General features: G+C 62.9%; 13 protein-coding genes. 6 read left to right on the top strand and 7 right to left on the bottom strand.

Translation table 11 applies throughout. The features are described 5' to 3' along the window. Positions 1 to 87 precede the first annotated feature (87 nt). Positions 88 to 837, top strand: a complete 750-nt coding sequence (locus EKO19_RS34920) for an electron transfer flavoprotein subunit beta/FixA family protein (protein WP_246039021.1) — start codon at positions 88 to 90, stop codon at positions 835 to 837. Continuing rightward, positions 837 to 1,778 carry an electron transfer flavoprotein subunit alpha/FixB family protein gene (locus tag EKO19_RS34925; RefSeq protein ID WP_129782060.1) on the top strand — a complete coding sequence of 314 codons (942 nt, stop codon included), beginning with the start codon at positions 837 to 839 and terminating at the stop codon, positions 1,776 to 1,778. The genes EKO19_RS34920 and EKO19_RS34925 overlap by 1 nt, the downstream gene beginning before the upstream one ends. A gap of 164 nt (positions 1,779 to 1,942) precedes the next feature. On the opposite strand, the gene EKO19_RS34930 is transcribed toward EKO19_RS34925, so the two are convergent. The 5 genes from EKO19_RS34930 to EKO19_RS34950 form a co-directional block, all read right to left on the bottom strand. Next, positions 1,943 to 2,422 (bottom strand): peroxiredoxin, encoded by a 480-nt coding sequence (locus EKO19_RS34930; protein ID WP_129782061.1) that lies wholly within the window; start codon positions 2,420 to 2,422, stop codon positions 1,943 to 1,945. Positions 2,423 to 2,482: 60 nt separating this feature from the next. After that, positions 2,483 to 3,115 (bottom strand): GntR family transcriptional regulator, encoded by a 633-nt coding sequence (locus EKO19_RS34935; protein WP_129782062.1) that lies wholly within the window; start codon positions 3,113 to 3,115, stop codon positions 2,483 to 2,485. 233 nt (positions 3,116 to 3,348) lie between these two features. Beyond that, positions 3,349 to 4,257, bottom strand: coding sequence for a hydroxymethylglutaryl-CoA lyase (locus EKO19_RS34940; protein ID WP_129782063.1), 909 nt, complete (start codon positions 4,255 to 4,257; stop codon positions 3,349 to 3,351). 240 nt (positions 4,258 to 4,497) lie between these two features. Then, on the bottom strand, positions 4,498 to 6,213 hold the full coding sequence (gene ilvD / locus EKO19_RS34945; protein WP_129782064.1) for a dihydroxy-acid dehydratase: 1,716 nt from the start codon (positions 6,211 to 6,213) through the stop codon (positions 4,498 to 4,500). 72 nt (positions 6,214 to 6,285) lie between these two features. Further along, a complete protein-coding gene (locus tag EKO19_RS34950; RefSeq protein WP_129782065.1) occupies positions 6,286 to 7,671 on the bottom strand; it encodes a class II 3-deoxy-7-phosphoheptulonate synthase in 1,386 nt (461 codons plus the stop codon). A gap of 194 nt (positions 7,672 to 7,865) precedes the next feature. Between EKO19_RS34950 and EKO19_RS34955 the strand changes: the two genes are divergently transcribed. From EKO19_RS34955 to EKO19_RS34965, 3 genes are all read left to right on the top strand, one after another. Then, the gene (locus tag EKO19_RS34955) at positions 7,866 to 9,023 is read left to right on the top strand and encodes a saccharopine dehydrogenase family protein (protein ID WP_129782066.1); all 1,158 of its coding nucleotides are present in this window, start codon (positions 7,866 to 7,868) and stop codon (positions 9,021 to 9,023) included. 1 nt (position 9,024) lies between these two features. Continuing rightward, positions 9,025 to 10,545 carry an L-piperidine-6-carboxylate dehydrogenase gene (gene amaB, locus EKO19_RS34960; RefSeq protein WP_129782067.1) on the top strand — a complete coding sequence of 507 codons (1,521 nt, stop codon included), beginning with the start codon at positions 9,025 to 9,027 and terminating at the stop codon, positions 10,543 to 10,545. 67 nt (positions 10,546 to 10,612) lie between these two features. Then, entirely contained in the window at positions 10,613 to 11,587 is a 975-nt protein-coding gene (locus EKO19_RS34965) for a ketopantoate reductase family protein (RefSeq protein WP_157995582.1), read from the top strand. 12 nt (positions 11,588 to 11,599) lie between these two features. On the opposite strand, the gene EKO19_RS34970 is transcribed toward EKO19_RS34965, so the two are convergent. Beyond that, complete coding sequence (locus EKO19_RS34970) at positions 11,600 to 12,064, bottom strand: anthrone oxygenase family protein (protein ID WP_129782069.1); 465 nt, start codon at positions 12,062 to 12,064, stop codon at positions 11,600 to 11,602. Between the two features lie 254 nt (positions 12,065 to 12,318). Here EKO19_RS34970 and EKO19_RS34975 point away from each other — a divergent pair, with 254 nt between their 5' ends. Next, positions 12,319 to 13,515, top strand: a complete 1,197-nt coding sequence (locus tag EKO19_RS34975) for an acyltransferase family protein (protein ID WP_157995583.1) — start codon at positions 12,319 to 12,321, stop codon at positions 13,513 to 13,515. Here the strand turns inward: EKO19_RS34975 and EKO19_RS34980 are convergent. After that, entirely contained in the window at positions 13,512 to 15,065 is a 1,554-nt protein-coding gene (locus EKO19_RS34980; RefSeq protein WP_175597309.1) for a serine hydrolase domain-containing protein, read from the bottom strand. The genes EKO19_RS34975 and EKO19_RS34980 overlap by 4 nt on opposite strands. Positions 15,066 to 15,095: the final 30 nt, after the last annotated feature.

A 15,095-nucleotide genomic window follows, 5' to 3' on the forward strand; every position in this document is an offset into this window, starting at 1 on the left:
TGACTCACGCGCTACGTTACAGTAGCTTGCCCGCCCGCTGCGGCGGCCTGCAGCCCTTACGTTTTGCGGTAGTTATCGGAGCCTAAGTTGAGCAAGATTCTGGTGGGCCTGAAGCGCGTGGTGGACTACAACGTCCGCGTCCGCGTCAAACCCGACGGCACGGGTGTCGTGACCGACGGCGTCAAAATGAGCATCAATCCTTTCGATGAGATCGCGCTCGAAGAAGCGCTTCGAATCAAAGAGAAAGGTGGCGCGACCGAAGTGGTCGTCGTCAGCATCGGCCCCGCCGATACCCAGCAGCAGCTGCGCACCGGCCTCGCCATGGGCGCCGATCGTGCCATTCTCGTGCAGACCGATACCGCCATCGAACCCCTCGCCGCCGCCAAGGTGTTCCTGAAGCTCATCGAGAAAGAGAATCCGCAGATCGTGTTGCTCGGCAAGCAGGGCATCGACGACGACAACAATCAGACCGGCCAGATGCTGGCCGCGCTGTGGGATCGTCCGCAGGCGACCTTCGCCTCCAAAGTCGAGCTCGACGGCGGCAAGGCCAAGGTCACGCGTGAAGTGGACGCGGGTCTGGAGACCATCGAAGTCGATCTGCCGGCGGTGTTCACCACCGACCTGCGCTTGAACGAGCCGCGTTACGTGAAGCTGCCGGACATCATGAAGGCGAAGAAGAAGCCGCTCGACACGGTCGCGATTGCTTCGCTCGGTGTCGACACGGCGCCGCAGTTCAAGACCACCAAGTACGAGCCGCCCGCGGCGCGTTCCAAAGGCATCATGGTGAAAGATGTGGCCGAGCTCGTCGCGGCCCTGAAGCAGAAGGGGCTCGTCTGATGGCCAAGATTCTCATCGTCGCCGAACATGCCGGCGGCAAGCTCAATCCCTCCACCGCCAAGTGCGTCGCGTGCGCCAGCAAGATCGATGGCGCGCAGATCGATATCGCGGTGTTCGCAACCGACGGCGCTGCTGTCGCCGCTGAAGCTGCGAAGATCCAGGGCGTGAAGACCGTGCTGACGGTGAACAACGCAGCGAACGCCGAGCCGCTCGCCGCCGTGCTCGCCCCGCAGGTCGCCGCGGTCGCTGCGAACTACACGCACGTGTTCGGTCCGTCGACCACGTTCGGCAAGGACCTGATGCCTCGCGTGGCTGCGCTGCTCGGCGTCGGTCAGTTGAGCGACATCGCGGCGGTCGAAGGCGCCTACAAATTCCGTCGTCCAGTGTACGCCGGCAACGCGATCATCAGCGTCGAGGCGCCGCAGGATAAGAAGCTCGTCGCCACCGTTCGTACGGCATCGTTCCAGGCGGCCCCGCAAGGCGGCAGCGCTGGTGTCGAAGCTGCGAATGTTTCTGCATCCCTGCCCTCCCACACTCGCTTCGTGTCCCGCTCGGCGGCCGCAACCGGTCGTCCGGATCTGCAGACGGCGTCGCGCGTCGTGTCGGGTGGTCGTGCGCTCGGCAGCGCGGACAACTTCAAGATCATCTTCGGCCTGGCCGACAAGATGGGCGCGGGTGTCGGTGCCTCTCGTGCGGCCGTGGACGCGGGCTACGCTGCCAACGATCTGCAGGTCGGCCAGACCGGCAAGATCATCGCGCCGGAGCTGTACGTCGCGATCGGCATCTCAGGTGCGATTCAGCACCTGACCGGCATCAAGGATGCGCGCACCATCGTCGCGATCAACAAGGACGCTGAAGCACCGATCTTCGAAGTGGCTGACATTGGCCTGGTGGGCGATCTGTTCACGATCGTGCCGGAATTGGAAAAGGCGCTCGGCTAAAACCCTACCGCCCTTCAAGACAAAGGCCGCCGCGTCATCTCATAACGCGGCGGCCTTTTCTTTTGTGAGCCACGCGTGCGTCCAGAAAAGAAATGGCCGCGCGTAGCGCGGCCAAAAACAAGCAAATTTCTTTAGCCCGCGCCCGCCGGGGCGAGGGCCTTCCGTCAGAGCTGCGTCAACACGTGATCCGCGCTCGACACCTTGAACTCACCCTTCTGCTCGACGTTCACCTGCTTCACCACGCCGTCGTCCACGACCAGCGAGAAACGCTGACCGCGGATTCCCATGCCGAAGCCGGTTGCGTCCATGTCGAGGCCCAGCGCCTTGGTGTAGTCGGCGTTGCCGTCGGCCAGCATCTCAACCTTGCCGTCGGTGTTCTGGGACTTGCCCCAGGCCTTCATCACGAACGCATCGTTCACCGCCATGCAGGCGATGACGTCGATGCCCTTGCCCTTGATGTCGCCGGCCTTCTCGACGAAGCCCGGCAGATGCTTGGCATCGCAGGTAGGCGTGAACGCACCCGGTACCGAGAACAGCACGACCTTGCGACCCTTGAAGAAGTCTTCGGCGCTGACCTTCTGCGGTCCGTCCTTGGTGATCTGCGTGAATGTGCCCGCGGGCATCTTGTCGCCGACTTTGATCATGACCATCCCCTTCGTTGCTGACGTGAATCTGGAATCCGGCATTGTAGTGCCGAATCCCCCTCACACAACCAAGGTTCCGCGCGCGCCGAGAATATGCGAACGCATCAGCGCCGAGCTCCAGTCGCCGTCGCGGGCTTCGAGGGCGCGCACGATTTCCAGATGATGCGAGGCACTGCGGATCAGGTCTTCGTCCTGATAGGTCGTAAATGATTTCAGCATCAACGGCGCTTCGATCAACGAGTGCAGTGCCGAGACCAGTCGCGGGCTGCCGGCGAACTCGTGGATGCGTCGATGGAAGTGGCTGTTGAGATGACCGACCCGCTCGAGATAACCCTCGGGCTTCGCGAGTGTTTCGTGATACTGATCTTCCGCGAGCTGACGCAATTCAGCGATGCCCTCGCCGGTGATGCGACGGGCAGCGCGAGCCGCGCCGTAGGCTTCGAGCATGGCGCGCAATTCATACACGTCGTCGCGATCCTCGAGGGTCCATTCCGTCACGATCGCGCCCTGATGCGGGACGAATTCCAACAATCCTTCCGCGTGGAGTTTTCGCAACGCCTCGCGCACGGGCGTGCGACTCACCCCGGCAACTGCCGCCACTTCCTGTTCAGTGATTCGGGAGGATGCTGGATACACACCGCGCACGATGCGTTCACGTACAGTGTGATACGCCTTGTCCACTGCCTTGGCCATGGTGCTCCTTCAGACATTCGGTGATGGAGGCCCGCAATTGCCAGTGCATATTGATTGAATACGACGGGCCTCGTATGACGCGAGTGTATACGCGCCCCCAAATGCCAAACAGCAATATACGCCCTGGATTCACTAACTTAAGTTAGGGGCGCGAACCCAGCCGAAGTGAGCCTGCTGCGGCGGGGCGGTAGCCGCGGCGGGAAAACCAGCCTGGAAGGCTGATGATCCGATAGTTATCTGGGGGTTACAGCAGGGAAGCCGCCGGCTTTGGAGACCATGCTCGGCACCGGTTTGCCGCGCTGTTCACCGAGCCACTTCGCGGTCTCGATCAGTTTGGTGAGATCGATGCCGGTGTCGTATCCCGAGCGGTTCAACATGTACACCAGATCTTCCGTGCCGACGTTGCCGGTCGCATTTGGTGCGAACGGACAACCGCCGACGCCACCGACGCTGGCATCGAGTATGTTCACACCGGCGAGCACAGCGGCGTATGCATTCGCGACCGCTGTATTCCGTGTGTTGTGAAAGTGACAGCGAATGGCGACATCGCCGACCACGCCTTTCACCTGTTCCACGAGCGCCGAAACTTGACTTGGAACCGCAACACCGATGGTGTCGGCGAGCGCGATTTCGAGCGGGTTGGACTTCGCCAGACGCTCACAGATTTCGACGACGCGAGCTGCCGGCACTTCCCCTTCAAAGGGACAGCCGAACGCGGTCGACAAGGTCACCTGCATGCGCACGCCGGCTTCACGCGCGAGCGGCGCGATTTCTTCGATCGTGTGAATGAGCTCTTCGGTGGTCGCGCCCTGATTGCGCTCGCTGAAGCTGTTGGTTGCGGCGGCAACCAGGCCCATTTCTGTACAACCGGCGGCGAGCGCACGATCGAAGCCTTTGCGATTCAGCACCAGGCCGACGTATTGCACGCCCGGCACCTTCGGCAAGCCAGCGAGCACCGCTTCGGCGTCGGCCATCTGAGGTACGCGCTTGGGATTGACGAAGCTCGCGACTTCGATGCGCTTCAGGCCGGCGGCCACCAGACGCCCGATCAATTCCAGCTTGGTCGCCGTCGACAGAATCTCAGGCTCGCTCTGCAAGCCATCGCGCGGCCCCACATCAACGATTTCAATCTTTCGCGCCATCGCTAAATCTCAACGTCTGAATCTGATCTGCCCTCGCCGCCTGCGGCGGCTGGGCCCAACTGAATATACGTTGCCGCCTGCGGCGGCGACCACTCACTGAATGCTCCCGCCGCCTATGGCGACGGAGCGCCGCTCACTGGATGCTCCCGCCGCCTATGCGACGGAGCGCCACTTACTCGAACGCTCTCGCGCCTATGGCGATGGGCGCCCGCCTACTGGAGCGCTCTCGCCACCTGCGGATCAATGACTCTCGCAGGCGTCGCCGTCAGTGATCGCGCCGAGTGAGGCGCTGCTGACTTCGCGAGCATACTTGGCGAGCACGCCGCGACGTGCGTACGGTGCGGGCGCTTTCCAGTCGGCACGACGCTTCGTCATTTCCTGATCGCTCACTGCGACCTGAATCTCACGCGCGACCGCATCGATGGTGATCTGATCGCCATCGCGGATCAGACCGATCGGTCCGCCGACCGCGGCTTCCGGCGCGATGTGGCCGACGACGAAACCGCGGCTGCCACCAGAGAACCGACCATCGGTGATCAACGCGACTTTGTCAGCGAGACCGGCGCCTGCGATGGCGCTGGTCGGGCTCAGCATCTCACGCATGCCCGGGCCACCCTTCGGGCCTTCGTAGCGAATGACGACCACATCTCCCGCTCCGACCTTGCCATCGAGGATGGCCTGCACCGACGCCTCCTCGCCATCGAACACGCGCGCGCGGCCAGTGAACGACAAGCCTTCCTTGCCGGTAATTTTCGCCACCGAGCCTTCCGGTGCGAGGTTGCCATACAACACCACGAGATGACTGTCGGGCTTGATCGGATCGTTGAACGCCGAAACGATGTCCTGATTCTTCGGATACGGCTTCACGCTCTTCAAGTTCTGCGCGAGCGTCTTGCCAGTGACGGTCAAGCAGTCCCCGTGCAGCAGCCCCTCCTTCAGCAGGATCTTCATCAGCGGCTGAATGCCACCGATGCGCACCAGCTCCGACATCATGTATTTGCCGCTCGGGCGCAGATCGGCGAGCACCGGCACCTTCTTGCCGATGCGGGTGAAGTCATCGAGCTCGAGCTTCACGTTGGCCGCGTGCGCGATGGCGAGCAGATGGAGCACTGCGTTGGTCGAGCCGCCGAGCGCGATGACGGTAGTGATCGCGTTCTCGAACGCTTCGCGCGTCATGATCATCGACGGCACGATGCCCTGCTTGGCAAGCTTCACGACCGCCTTGCCGGCGTTCTTGCAGTCTTCGATCTTCTGTTTCGACACCGCATCCTGCGCGGAGCTGCCAGGCAGGCTCATGCCCATGGCTTCGATCGCCGAGGCCATCGTGTTCGCGGTGTACATGCCGGCGCAGCTGCCGGGGCCGGGGATGGCCTTGCGCTCGATCTCATCCATCTGCTTCTGGGTGATCTTGCCGCTGGTGAGCGCACCGCGTGCCTCGAACACCGAGATGATATCGAGATGGCCCGCGCCCGGACGAATGGTGCCGCCGTACACGAACACTGCCGGGCGATCCAGGCGCGCCAGCGCCATCATGCAGCCGGGCATGTTCTTGTCGCAGCCGCCGATCGCGACCACGCCGTCGAAGCCTTGCGCACCGGAGACGGTCTCGATCGAGTCCGCGATCACTTCGCGTGAGACGAGCGAATAGCGCATGCCGGGCGCGCCATTGGAGATGCCGTCCGATACGGTGATGGTGCCGAACGTCGTGCTCTTGCCGCCGGAGGAGTCCACCGCGGCCGCGGCGGCCTTGGCGAGCTTGTCGATGTGCATGTTGCACGGCGTGAGATTGCTCCAGGTGGAGGCAATGCCGATCGCCGGCTTCTTGAAGTCCGCATCCTTGTAGCCGACGGCACGCAGCATGGCGCGGCTGGGCGCCTGCTTCAGACCATCGACGACCTCACTGGAATAGCGGCGAAAATTGACGGCGGGCTTGGGTGCTTGCTTTTTCGTGGCCATGACAAAGGACGCAACAGGAAGATCGGGCGACGGCCGCCATTGTAGAGGCCGTCGCCGAGGACCGGACAGTTTTTAAATATTTATGACGGCGCTCTTCTGCGCGCCTTTTTTCGAGTGCAAACCGGCGATACGCATGGCCAGCTCCAGCGCCTGCTCATGATTCAGACGTGGATCGACCTGCGATTTATAGGCGCGCGCGAGGTCTGCATCCGTCAGACCTCGAGCGCCACCCGTGCATTCGGTGACGTCCTCACCCGTGAGCTCAAAATGCACACCCCCGAGCCAAGAACCCAGTTCGCGGTGGATTCGGAACGCCGACTCCAGCTCGCTCAAAATGTTTTCGAAGCGCCGTGTCTTCAGGCCTGACGTGGCCGTCTCGGTATTGCCGTGCATGGGATCGCAGATCCACAGCACCGGACTGCCGGTGGCACGCACCGCCTGAATCAAGGGCGGCAGACGCTTGTCGATGTCCTTCGCGCCCATGCGATGGATCAGCACGATCCGGCCGGGCTCGTTGTTCGGGTTCAAGGTGGCGATCAGCCCCTGCACCCACTCCGCGCTCATCGACGGGCCGACCTTGACGCCCAACGGATTGGCGATGCCACGGAAGAATTCGACGTGTGCGCCATCGAGCGCGGCGGTACGCATACCGATCCAGGGCAGGTGCGTGGAGAGGTTGTACCAGCGCTTGGAGCGCGGGATGAAACGCGTCTGTGCCTGCTCCAGCAACAAGTGCAGAGCTTCATGACTCGTGTAGAAACGGGTCGTGGTGCTCTCGTGGATCGGCTGGCCCGAGGCCGCTTCGAAAAAGTCGAGCGATTCGGAAATCGATTGCACGACCTTCTCGTACGCATCCTTCGACGGCGAATGACGCACGAAATCCAGATCCCAGTATTCGGGGTGATGCAGGTCGGCGAAGCCGCCATCGATCAGCGAGCGCACGAAGTTCAGCGTCAGTGCCGAGCGTTCATAGCCACGCAGCAGTAACGACGGGTCGGGGGTGCGCTCCTCCGCCGTGAAGCCGGGACGATTGACGTTCGCGCCCCGGTAGCTCGGCAGCGTCACGCCATCGCGGGTCTCGGTATCCGCCGAACGGGGCTTGGCATACTGCCCGGCCATGCGGCCGACGCGGATCACCGGCTTCTTCAAGCCATAGACCAGCACCAGGCTCATCTGCAGCAGGATCTTCAACTTCTTGGCGATTTTGTCGGACTCGCAGTCCTCGAAGGTCTCGGCGCAGTCGCCGCCCTGGAGCAGGAAGCGCTCACCGCGCTGGGCGGCGGCGATCTGCTCCTTCAGCGCTTCGATCTCCCACGAAACCACCAGCGGCGGCAGGCGCGAGAGCTCGGCGACCACGCTGTCGAGCGCCGCCTGATCGGGATAGGTTGCTTGTTGCTGAGCCTGCCTGGACTGCCAGCTCGAGGGATGCCAATGAATCAGATCGGGAGTACGCGTCATAGCGGGCGGCAGACTAGCACCCGCCCGGTGCGAAGCAAACGGACAGACTGCGAAAATTGCATACAGTCGGGGCAGCCTCTGCCCAAAACTGCCCGATCGCGCCCCAAAAGTTTACAGCGCCGGGTTTCCGGGCCTTTAATGACCTCCTTTGGCCGGGGCCCCGCGGTGCCCGGCTCGCAGGCAAAGGAGCGTCCATGGCCAAGGTTCTGATTCTCGGTGCCGGCAAGATCGGCGCGTTGATCTCCGGGCTGCTGGCGGAGTCCGGGTCGTACGAGGTGCATCTGGGCGACGTGAGCGCCGAGGCCGCCAACGCCGTCGTCAGCGCGCATCGCTTCAAGAACCTGCACGCGCACCATGTTGATGCGGCCAACGCCGATGCGCTTCGGGCCCAACTGACAAACCATCCCGTCGACGCGGTCATTTCTAGCCTGCCCTACTACTGCAACGTCGGCGTCGCCGAAGCCGCCCGCCACTCAGGCACGCACTATTTCGATCTCACCGAGGACGTTGAAGTCACGCGCGCAGTTCGCAGGATCGCCGACGGCGCCTCGCAAGCGTTCGTGCCTCAATGCGGACTGGCGCCCGGGTTCATCTCCATCGCGGCCAATGAGCTGATCGGACACTTCGATGAGCTGCGCGCCGTGAAGCTGCGCGTCGGCGCCCTGCCCCAGCACCCGAACAACGTGTTGAAGTACTCATTGACCTGGTCGACCGAGGGCTTGATCAACGAATACGGCAACCCCTGCGAGGCCATCGTCGATGGCCGCCGCATCGAGGCCGCGCCGCTCGAAGGGCTCGAAGAAATCGAAATCGACGGCACGCTCTATGAATCGTTCAACACCTCGGGCGGCCTGGGCTCGCTCGCCGAAACGTATGGCAGCCGCGTGCAGAGCATGGACTACAAGACCATGCGCTATCCCGGCCACTGCGATCAGATGCGCCTGCTGATGAACGATCTGAAGCTCAATCACGATCGCGGCACGTTGAAGCGCATTCTCGAAAATGCCGTGCCACAGACATTGCAGGACGTGGTCGTCATCTACGTCGCGGTCACCGGCAAACAGGACGGGGAACTGCGCGAGGAGAACTACGTGAACAAGGTCTATCCGCAGGTGATCGCAGGCCGGCTCTGGTCGGCGATTCAAGTGACCACGGCGTCCGGCATCTGCGCGGTCGTCGATCTGGTCGTCAACGGCGGCGGCAAGCATCATGGCTTCGTGCGCCAGGAAGATTTTCGCCTGCAGGACGTGCTGACGAATCGCTTCGGCAAACATTACGCCGCCGTCGGCGGCAAGGAAGTGTCCGGTCACATCGTCGTGAGCGGACAAACCGGACATCAACGCAGGCACTGACATGCGCGACATCTTTGCAGCCCTCGAATTGAATGAAACCAACGCCGGCGCCTGGTCGGGCGATGGCGGCTGGTCGAACGACACCTCGGGTCCGCTGATCGATTCGGTGAACCCCACGAGCGGTGAGCTGCTCGGGCGCGTGCGCGGCGCGACGGTGGCCGATTACGAACGCATCCTCGTCTCCTCGCGCCGCGTGTTCGATCAATGGAAGATCGTGCCGGCGCCGAAACGCGGTGAGGCGATTCGTCTGGTCTCCGAGGAGCTGCGCAAGCACAAGAGCGCGCTCGGCAGCCTGGTCACGCTCGAAGTCGGCAAGATCAAAGCCGAGGGTGACGGCGAAGTGCAGGAGATGATCGACATCGGCGACTTCGCGGTCGGTCAATCGCGCATGCTGTACGGCCAGACGATGCACTCGGAGCGGCCGCTTCATCGCATGTACGAGCAGTGGCATCCGCTGGGCATCATCGGAATCATCAGCGCTTTCAACTTTCCGGTCGCGGTGTGGTCGTGGAACGCGTTCCTCGCGGCAATCTGCGGCGATGTGAGCATCTGGAAGCCCTCGCCCAAGGCGCCGTTGTGTGGCGTCGCCGTGCAGAAGCTCGTGAACCGGGTACTGGAGCGCAGCGGCTTTCCCGGCATCTTTCAGCTGTTGATCGCGGGCAATGAGCTCGCCGAGAAGTTGGTCGAGGATCGTCGCGTGGATCTGGTGTCGTTCACGGGCTCGACCGCGGTCGGTCGCAAGGTCGGTGAGCGCGTCGCGGCCCGTATGGGTAAGAGTCTGCTCGAACTGGGCGGCAACAACGGCATCATCGTCGATGAGTACGCCAATCTGGATCTGGCCGTGCCGTCGATCGTGTTCGGCGCGGTTGGCACGGCCGGCCAGCGATGCACCAGCACGCGTCGTGTGTTCGTGCACGAGTCGCGCTCGAAGGAGTTGGAGCAGCGTCTGCTGCGCGCCTACTCTCAAGTGCGCATCGGCGATCCGTTGAAGTCCGAGACCTTGATGGGCCCGCTCATCGATGAGGCCTCCGTGCAACGTTATCTGCAGGCCGTCGAGAAGGCGCAGCGTGCTGGTGGCACGGTGCTGTGTGGCGGCAAGGCCAAGCCGCCGGGCAACTTCGTCGAGCCCACCATCATTCGTGCGCGCGCCGAGTGGGAGATCGTGCAGACCGAAACGTTCGCGCCGATTCTGTATCTCATCGAGTATCAATCGCTCGACGACGCAATCGCCATGCATAACTCGTCACATCACGGGCTGTCCTCGGCCATCTTCACCGACAACCTGCGCCATGCGGAAAAATTCCTGTCGGCGCTCGGCAGTGACTGCGGTATCGCCAATGTGAACATCGGCACCTCCGGTGCGGAGATTGGCGGCGCATTTGGCGGCGAGAAGGATACGGGCGGCGGCCGTGAGTCCGGCTCCGACAGCTGGAAGGCGTATATGCGACGTCAGACCAACACGATCAACTGGAGCCGCGAATTGCCGCTCGCTCAGGGCATCGACTTCAAGGTGATGGGCTAATCTCCTCTGACACGCGGGCGTGGGCTTGATAGCCTCACGCCCTCGATGGGGTCAATGGGAGAGTTTCGTGTCACGTCCTGAGTTCGCGATCGTCGGCGCCGGTGCGCTCGGTTCCATCCTGGCCGCTCATCTGGTTCGTAGCGGCCGTTCGGTCGCCCTGCTCGCCCGCGGCCAGCGTGCCCAGCAGGTGCGCGAGCAAGGACTGCGCATCAAGGGGCTGAGCGAGATTGCGACGCCCGTCGAGGTGCTCACCGATCCTTCGCAACTTCTCGAGGCCGGCGCGCTCATCATCGCGACCAAGACCCCGGGGTCCGAGCAGACGCTGGCCTCGTTGCGTCACGTGCGCCTCGATCGCGCGCTGTCGATTCAGAATGGCGTGATGAAAGATGAGCTGCTCTCGCAGACCTATGGACGCGAGCGCACGCTCGGCGCGCTCGCCGATACCAGCGGTGAGCTGCTCGCATCAGGCGAGGTGCTGTTCACTCGCAATGTGAATTTGTTTGTCGGCGAGCTGGACGGCTCGATGAGCGAGACGGCGCGCGGCATCGTGAAAGCCATCGACGATGCCGGTGTGCGCTCGACCCTGATGCCTGACATCGTGTCGCGCGAATGGAGCAAGTTCGTGGGATGGATCGGTTTCGTCAGCCTGTCGCTGACCACTCGCGCCGTCACCTGGAAATTCCTGTCCGATCCCGATGCGGCGCTCCTCATCGCGCGACTGGCTCGCGAGCTTGCATCGCTCGCGACGGCACTCGGCGTCATGCTGAGCGACGATCGGGCGATATTGCCACTGAAGTCCGTGCTCGATGGGACCGAAGAACAGGCCATCGCAGCCGTGCAGAAAGCGGGCGCCGATTATCAGGCGAAAGCGCCCGAGCATCGCATGTCCTCGCTGCAGGACCTGCTCGGCGGCCGCCCGCTCGAGATTCACGAGACGTTGGGCTACGCGCTGCGTAAATCCAAGGAGCTGGGCTTGTCGTTGCCGCTGCTGGCGAGCTTCTATTCGTTGGTCAGTGCGATCGATCGGACGCGCGAGCGCTAGTCTGACGCTGGATCACCGCGAGATCTCGATCACGAACGCGGCCGCTGCCAGCACACAGGCGATGGTCCGCACGTGATTCCATCGCGTCCACGGTCCGCGATAGGCGTGCCATTGCGCTTCCAGGTCATCCGCCGACGGTGCAACCCTTGCCAAGGTGTCGTTGAGCGGCACATTGCGCACCATCGTGACGCCGATCGAACCGACCAGATACAACAACGCGCCGGCCACGACCAGCGGTGAATTGAGTCGGCCGATGAGCAGGACCACACACAGCAGCGCCGTGCCCAGGAAGGCTAGAAAGAACAGCGGATTCTGAATGACGCGATTGACGCTGTTCATCGCCGCGACCGCCGCCGCGGGCGACAGACGGTCGAAAGAGCGCATGATCGTGTTCGAGAAGATGAAGAACAGACCGCCGTTGAGCCCGGCGCCCACCGAGGCAAGGATCAACAGCGTGGACCAGAGATGGGCTTTCATGAGTCCTCCGAGGGGCTAGACCTTACTGCAAATCCCCCGGTCCCGGCCACGCCGGGGCGATGCCTCGCAACGGATGCGATAGTCCAAGACTGACACCGGCGTTGGTGCGCCGGGGCCGTCTCGCGCTCGCCGGGAAAATCACTGTCTCAAGCGCTGTTGCCTCACTGCAGGGGTCAAAAAATCTCGCACGCCTCCGAGTTGCCCCTCGTTAAATGCGCGCTTGCCAGCACCGTCGAAGGAGTTTGTGGCCAGTCATGAGTACAGCGGAAGTCACTCAAAGCAGCGAGGCGATAGCGACCCCAGTTGAAATCTCCCATGCCCACGCCACCACATACCGCCCGGACATCGATGGACTACGCGCAGTCGCCGCGCTTGCGGTGGTGGCTGCGCATGCGGGCTGGCTGCATGGAGGCGGGTTCGGGGTCGATATTTTCTTCGTCATCTCGGGATACTTGATCTCCGGAATCATCTTTCGCTCCCTGCGGCAGGGAGAGTTCAGTTTCCTCGATTTTTATGCGCGCCGGGTGAAGCGAATATTTCCGGCACTGATCGTGTTGCTCACGAGTGTCTCGGTGCTCGGCTGGCTCCTCCTGCCGGCAGCGGACCAGGCACGCCTCAGCGAAGATATCGTGGCGGGCGCCGCCTTTGTCCAGAACCTGTGGCTGTACGCGAGCATCGAGGGCCGGTATGCCCTGCCAAGAAGTATTCTGAGCCACTTGTGGACGCTCGGTATCGAGGAGCAGTTCTATCTCTTCTGGCCGCTGTTGCTCGCGGCGACATGGCTGCTGCTTCGAAAGTGGCGATTGCGCTCGATGCTCGCCACCGTCGTGCTCTCGCTCGCCTCTTATGCTTGGGCGCTGTCCTCCGATTTGCCGCAGTGGCTCCTGCCATGGAACCGACTGTGGGAACTGGCGAGCGGTGCCGTTCTCGCCTATCTCCAGTTCGAACCAGGCAGCGGGACGCCGCCCGCCTGGATGGCGCTGTTCCGGCGACCGTCCATCCGTGGTTTGCCGGGGATGCTGGGTGTCATCTGCGCCACCGTCGGCTTGCTCGGGCTCGATGACAAATGGCCGAGTGGCTATGCCTGGGTGCCGGTGCTCGGCGCGTTCCTGATGATCGCCGCGGGGCCGCGGCATTGGTTCAATCGTCACGTACTCGCCGCCCGACCGGTGGTTCTCATCGGGCTGATCAGCTATCCGCTCTATCTCTGGCACTGGTCGCTGTTTACGTTGGCCGCGATCCTGAATGGCCACGCTTCGACGACGGAAGTGAGGCAGCTGCCGCTGCTGTGGAAGGTCGGCGTGGTCCTCGCTTCTCTTGTACTGTCCTATCTCACCTACCGATACGTCGAGCGGCCACTGCGGTCTTCGCGAAACACTCGGGGCGTCGCACTGCTACTGTGTGTCGCTATGGTGGTCTGCGCCAGTCTCGCGTATTCACTCTTGGGTTAGGACGCCTCGGCGGATGCGCTCATTCGCCTTCCCTGCAGCGTCGGCCTCGCCTCCGACCAGAGTCCCTTGGACAATGCGATGGTGTCGCTCATGAATTCGATTGTGACCGCGTCGGCGTCGAAGCGGCACGTCACCACGTCGTGGTTGGGCGTTTCGTAGTAGCGCCACTGCATCTTCAGCGTCTGCGCACCTTCCCAAAACGCAGCGGCTGCCACGCCAAGCGGCCGTCGCTCACCCTGCGCGATGAATTTCGGCGGCGTGCCGGGCATGTCGAGCACATTGTCGATCCACCGGCCGAATCCGCATTGGACTTCCGCGGTGTGCTTGGTGAACTCGAGCTTGAACACGCAGACATCATCGCTAACCCGGAGGGATGCGCGCAGCGCGCCCAGGGTGTTGCTGTCGAGCGTAAAGCTGGCCTGCGCAAGCGAGCTGCCGCGACCCTGGCTCACCGGCGCCGGCACTGCCATCGATGCCAGCGCGTGTTGCAGCGGCACGCTGGCAGGATCGCGCGGCAACGCTCGATCGTGCAGGGCTGGCAGCAGATGCTCCCAGACTTCATCCAACAACCCTTGCATGTTCACCGTGTGGCTCGTCATGACGATGACGGCCTCCTGGTCCGGCAGAACGACACAGAACTGACCGTAGGCCCCATCCGCGCGGTACGCATCATGGCGACAGCGCCAGAGCTGATAGCCGTAGCCTTGATGCCAATCGCTGCTCACCTTTAGTCGAGCGAGCGCCTGCTCGAGCGACTCTCCTTCTTGCGCGACGACGTTCCATGCCGAGGACGACTGCACAGCGCTGCTCGCCCGCTCGATCCATGAGCGCGGCAGGAGCTGACGTCCCTGCCAGGTGCCTCGCTGCAAATGGAGTTGCCCGAATTTCGCAATCGACTCCGAGGTGAGGCTGAGGCCCCATCCCCCGACATTGATGCCGGCGGGGCAGCTTTCCCAATGCTTCCGACGAATGCCCAGCGGCCCGAACAGGCGCGGCTCGAGATAGTCGATCAGGCGTTGTCCGCAGACCTTCTGAACGATCGCCGACAGCATGTATGTCGCGACGTTGTTATAAGCGAACGTGCTGCCGGGGGCGTGCTCGATCGGCACGGCGAAGAACGCTTTCACCCAATCGCGTTCGCGCACGACGAGCTCGCTCGGGTTGCCGGTCTGCCCCACCGACATCGTGAGCAGATGTTCCACAGTCAGCGCCTGCAAGTGCGCCGACACGTGTTCCGGCGCTTGCCGGGGAAAAAAATCGAGCACTCGATCGCCGACCGCGAACCGGCCTTCGGCGACGGCGAATCCGACCGCGGTTGCGGTGAAGCTCTTGCTGATCGAGTTGAGCAACTGCACGGCATCGCGGCGATAGGGCGCCGACCAGCCTTCGGCAATGACGTGTCCCCGCCGGACAAATAGAAAGCTATGCAGCTCGTATCGACCGCGGACCGCGGACAGGAATCGAAGAATCGCAGCGGCGTTCACGCCCTGGGCTTCAGGCGTGCTTCGCGGCAGGGCTTCAACAGTATGCGGTTCAGGTTGAATGGCCATAGAGCAGTGTGCAGGGGTGTCGCACTTGTT

The sequence above is a fragment of the Peristeroidobacter soli genome (assembly GCF_004138485.1).
Lineage (GTDB): Bacteria > Pseudomonadota > Gammaproteobacteria > Steroidobacterales > Steroidobacteraceae > Steroidobacter > Steroidobacter soli.

Coding starts and splice junctions, on each gene's coding strand:
- EKO19_RS34925 (WP_129782060.1), top strand. CDS start 837: ATGGCCAAGATTCTCATCGTCGCCGAACATGCCGGCGGCAAGCTCAAT.
- EKO19_RS34930 (WP_129782061.1), bottom strand. CDS start 2,422: ATGATCAAAGTCGGCGACAAGATGCCCGCGGGCACATTCACGCAGATC.
- EKO19_RS34935 (WP_129782062.1), bottom strand. CDS start 3,115: ATGGCCAAGGCAGTGGACAAGGCGTATCACACTGTACGTGAACGCATC.
- EKO19_RS34940 (WP_129782063.1), bottom strand. CDS start 4,257: ATGGCGCGAAAGATTGAAATCGTTGATGTGGGGCCGCGCGATGGCTTG.
- ilvD (WP_129782064.1), bottom strand. CDS start 6,213: ATGGCCACGAAAAAGCAAGCACCCAAGCCCGCCGTCAATTTTCGCCGC.
- EKO19_RS34950 (WP_129782065.1), bottom strand. CDS start 7,671: ATGACGCGTACTCCCGATCTGATTCATTGGCATCCCTCGAGCTGGCAG.
- EKO19_RS34955 (WP_129782066.1), top strand. CDS start 7,866: ATGGCCAAGGTTCTGATTCTCGGTGCCGGCAAGATCGGCGCGTTGATC.
- amaB (WP_129782067.1), top strand. CDS start 9,025: ATGCGCGACATCTTTGCAGCCCTCGAATTGAATGAAACCAACGCCGGC.
- EKO19_RS34970 (WP_129782069.1), bottom strand. CDS start 12,064: ATGAAAGCCCATCTCTGGTCCACGCTGTTGATCCTTGCCTCGGTGGGC.
- EKO19_RS34975 (WP_157995583.1), top strand. CDS start 12,319: ATGAGTACAGCGGAAGTCACTCAAAGCAGCGAGGCGATAGCGACCCCA.
- EKO19_RS34980 (WP_175597309.1), bottom strand. CDS start 15,065: ATGGCCATTCAACCTGAACCGCATACTGTTGAAGCCCTGCCGCGAAGC.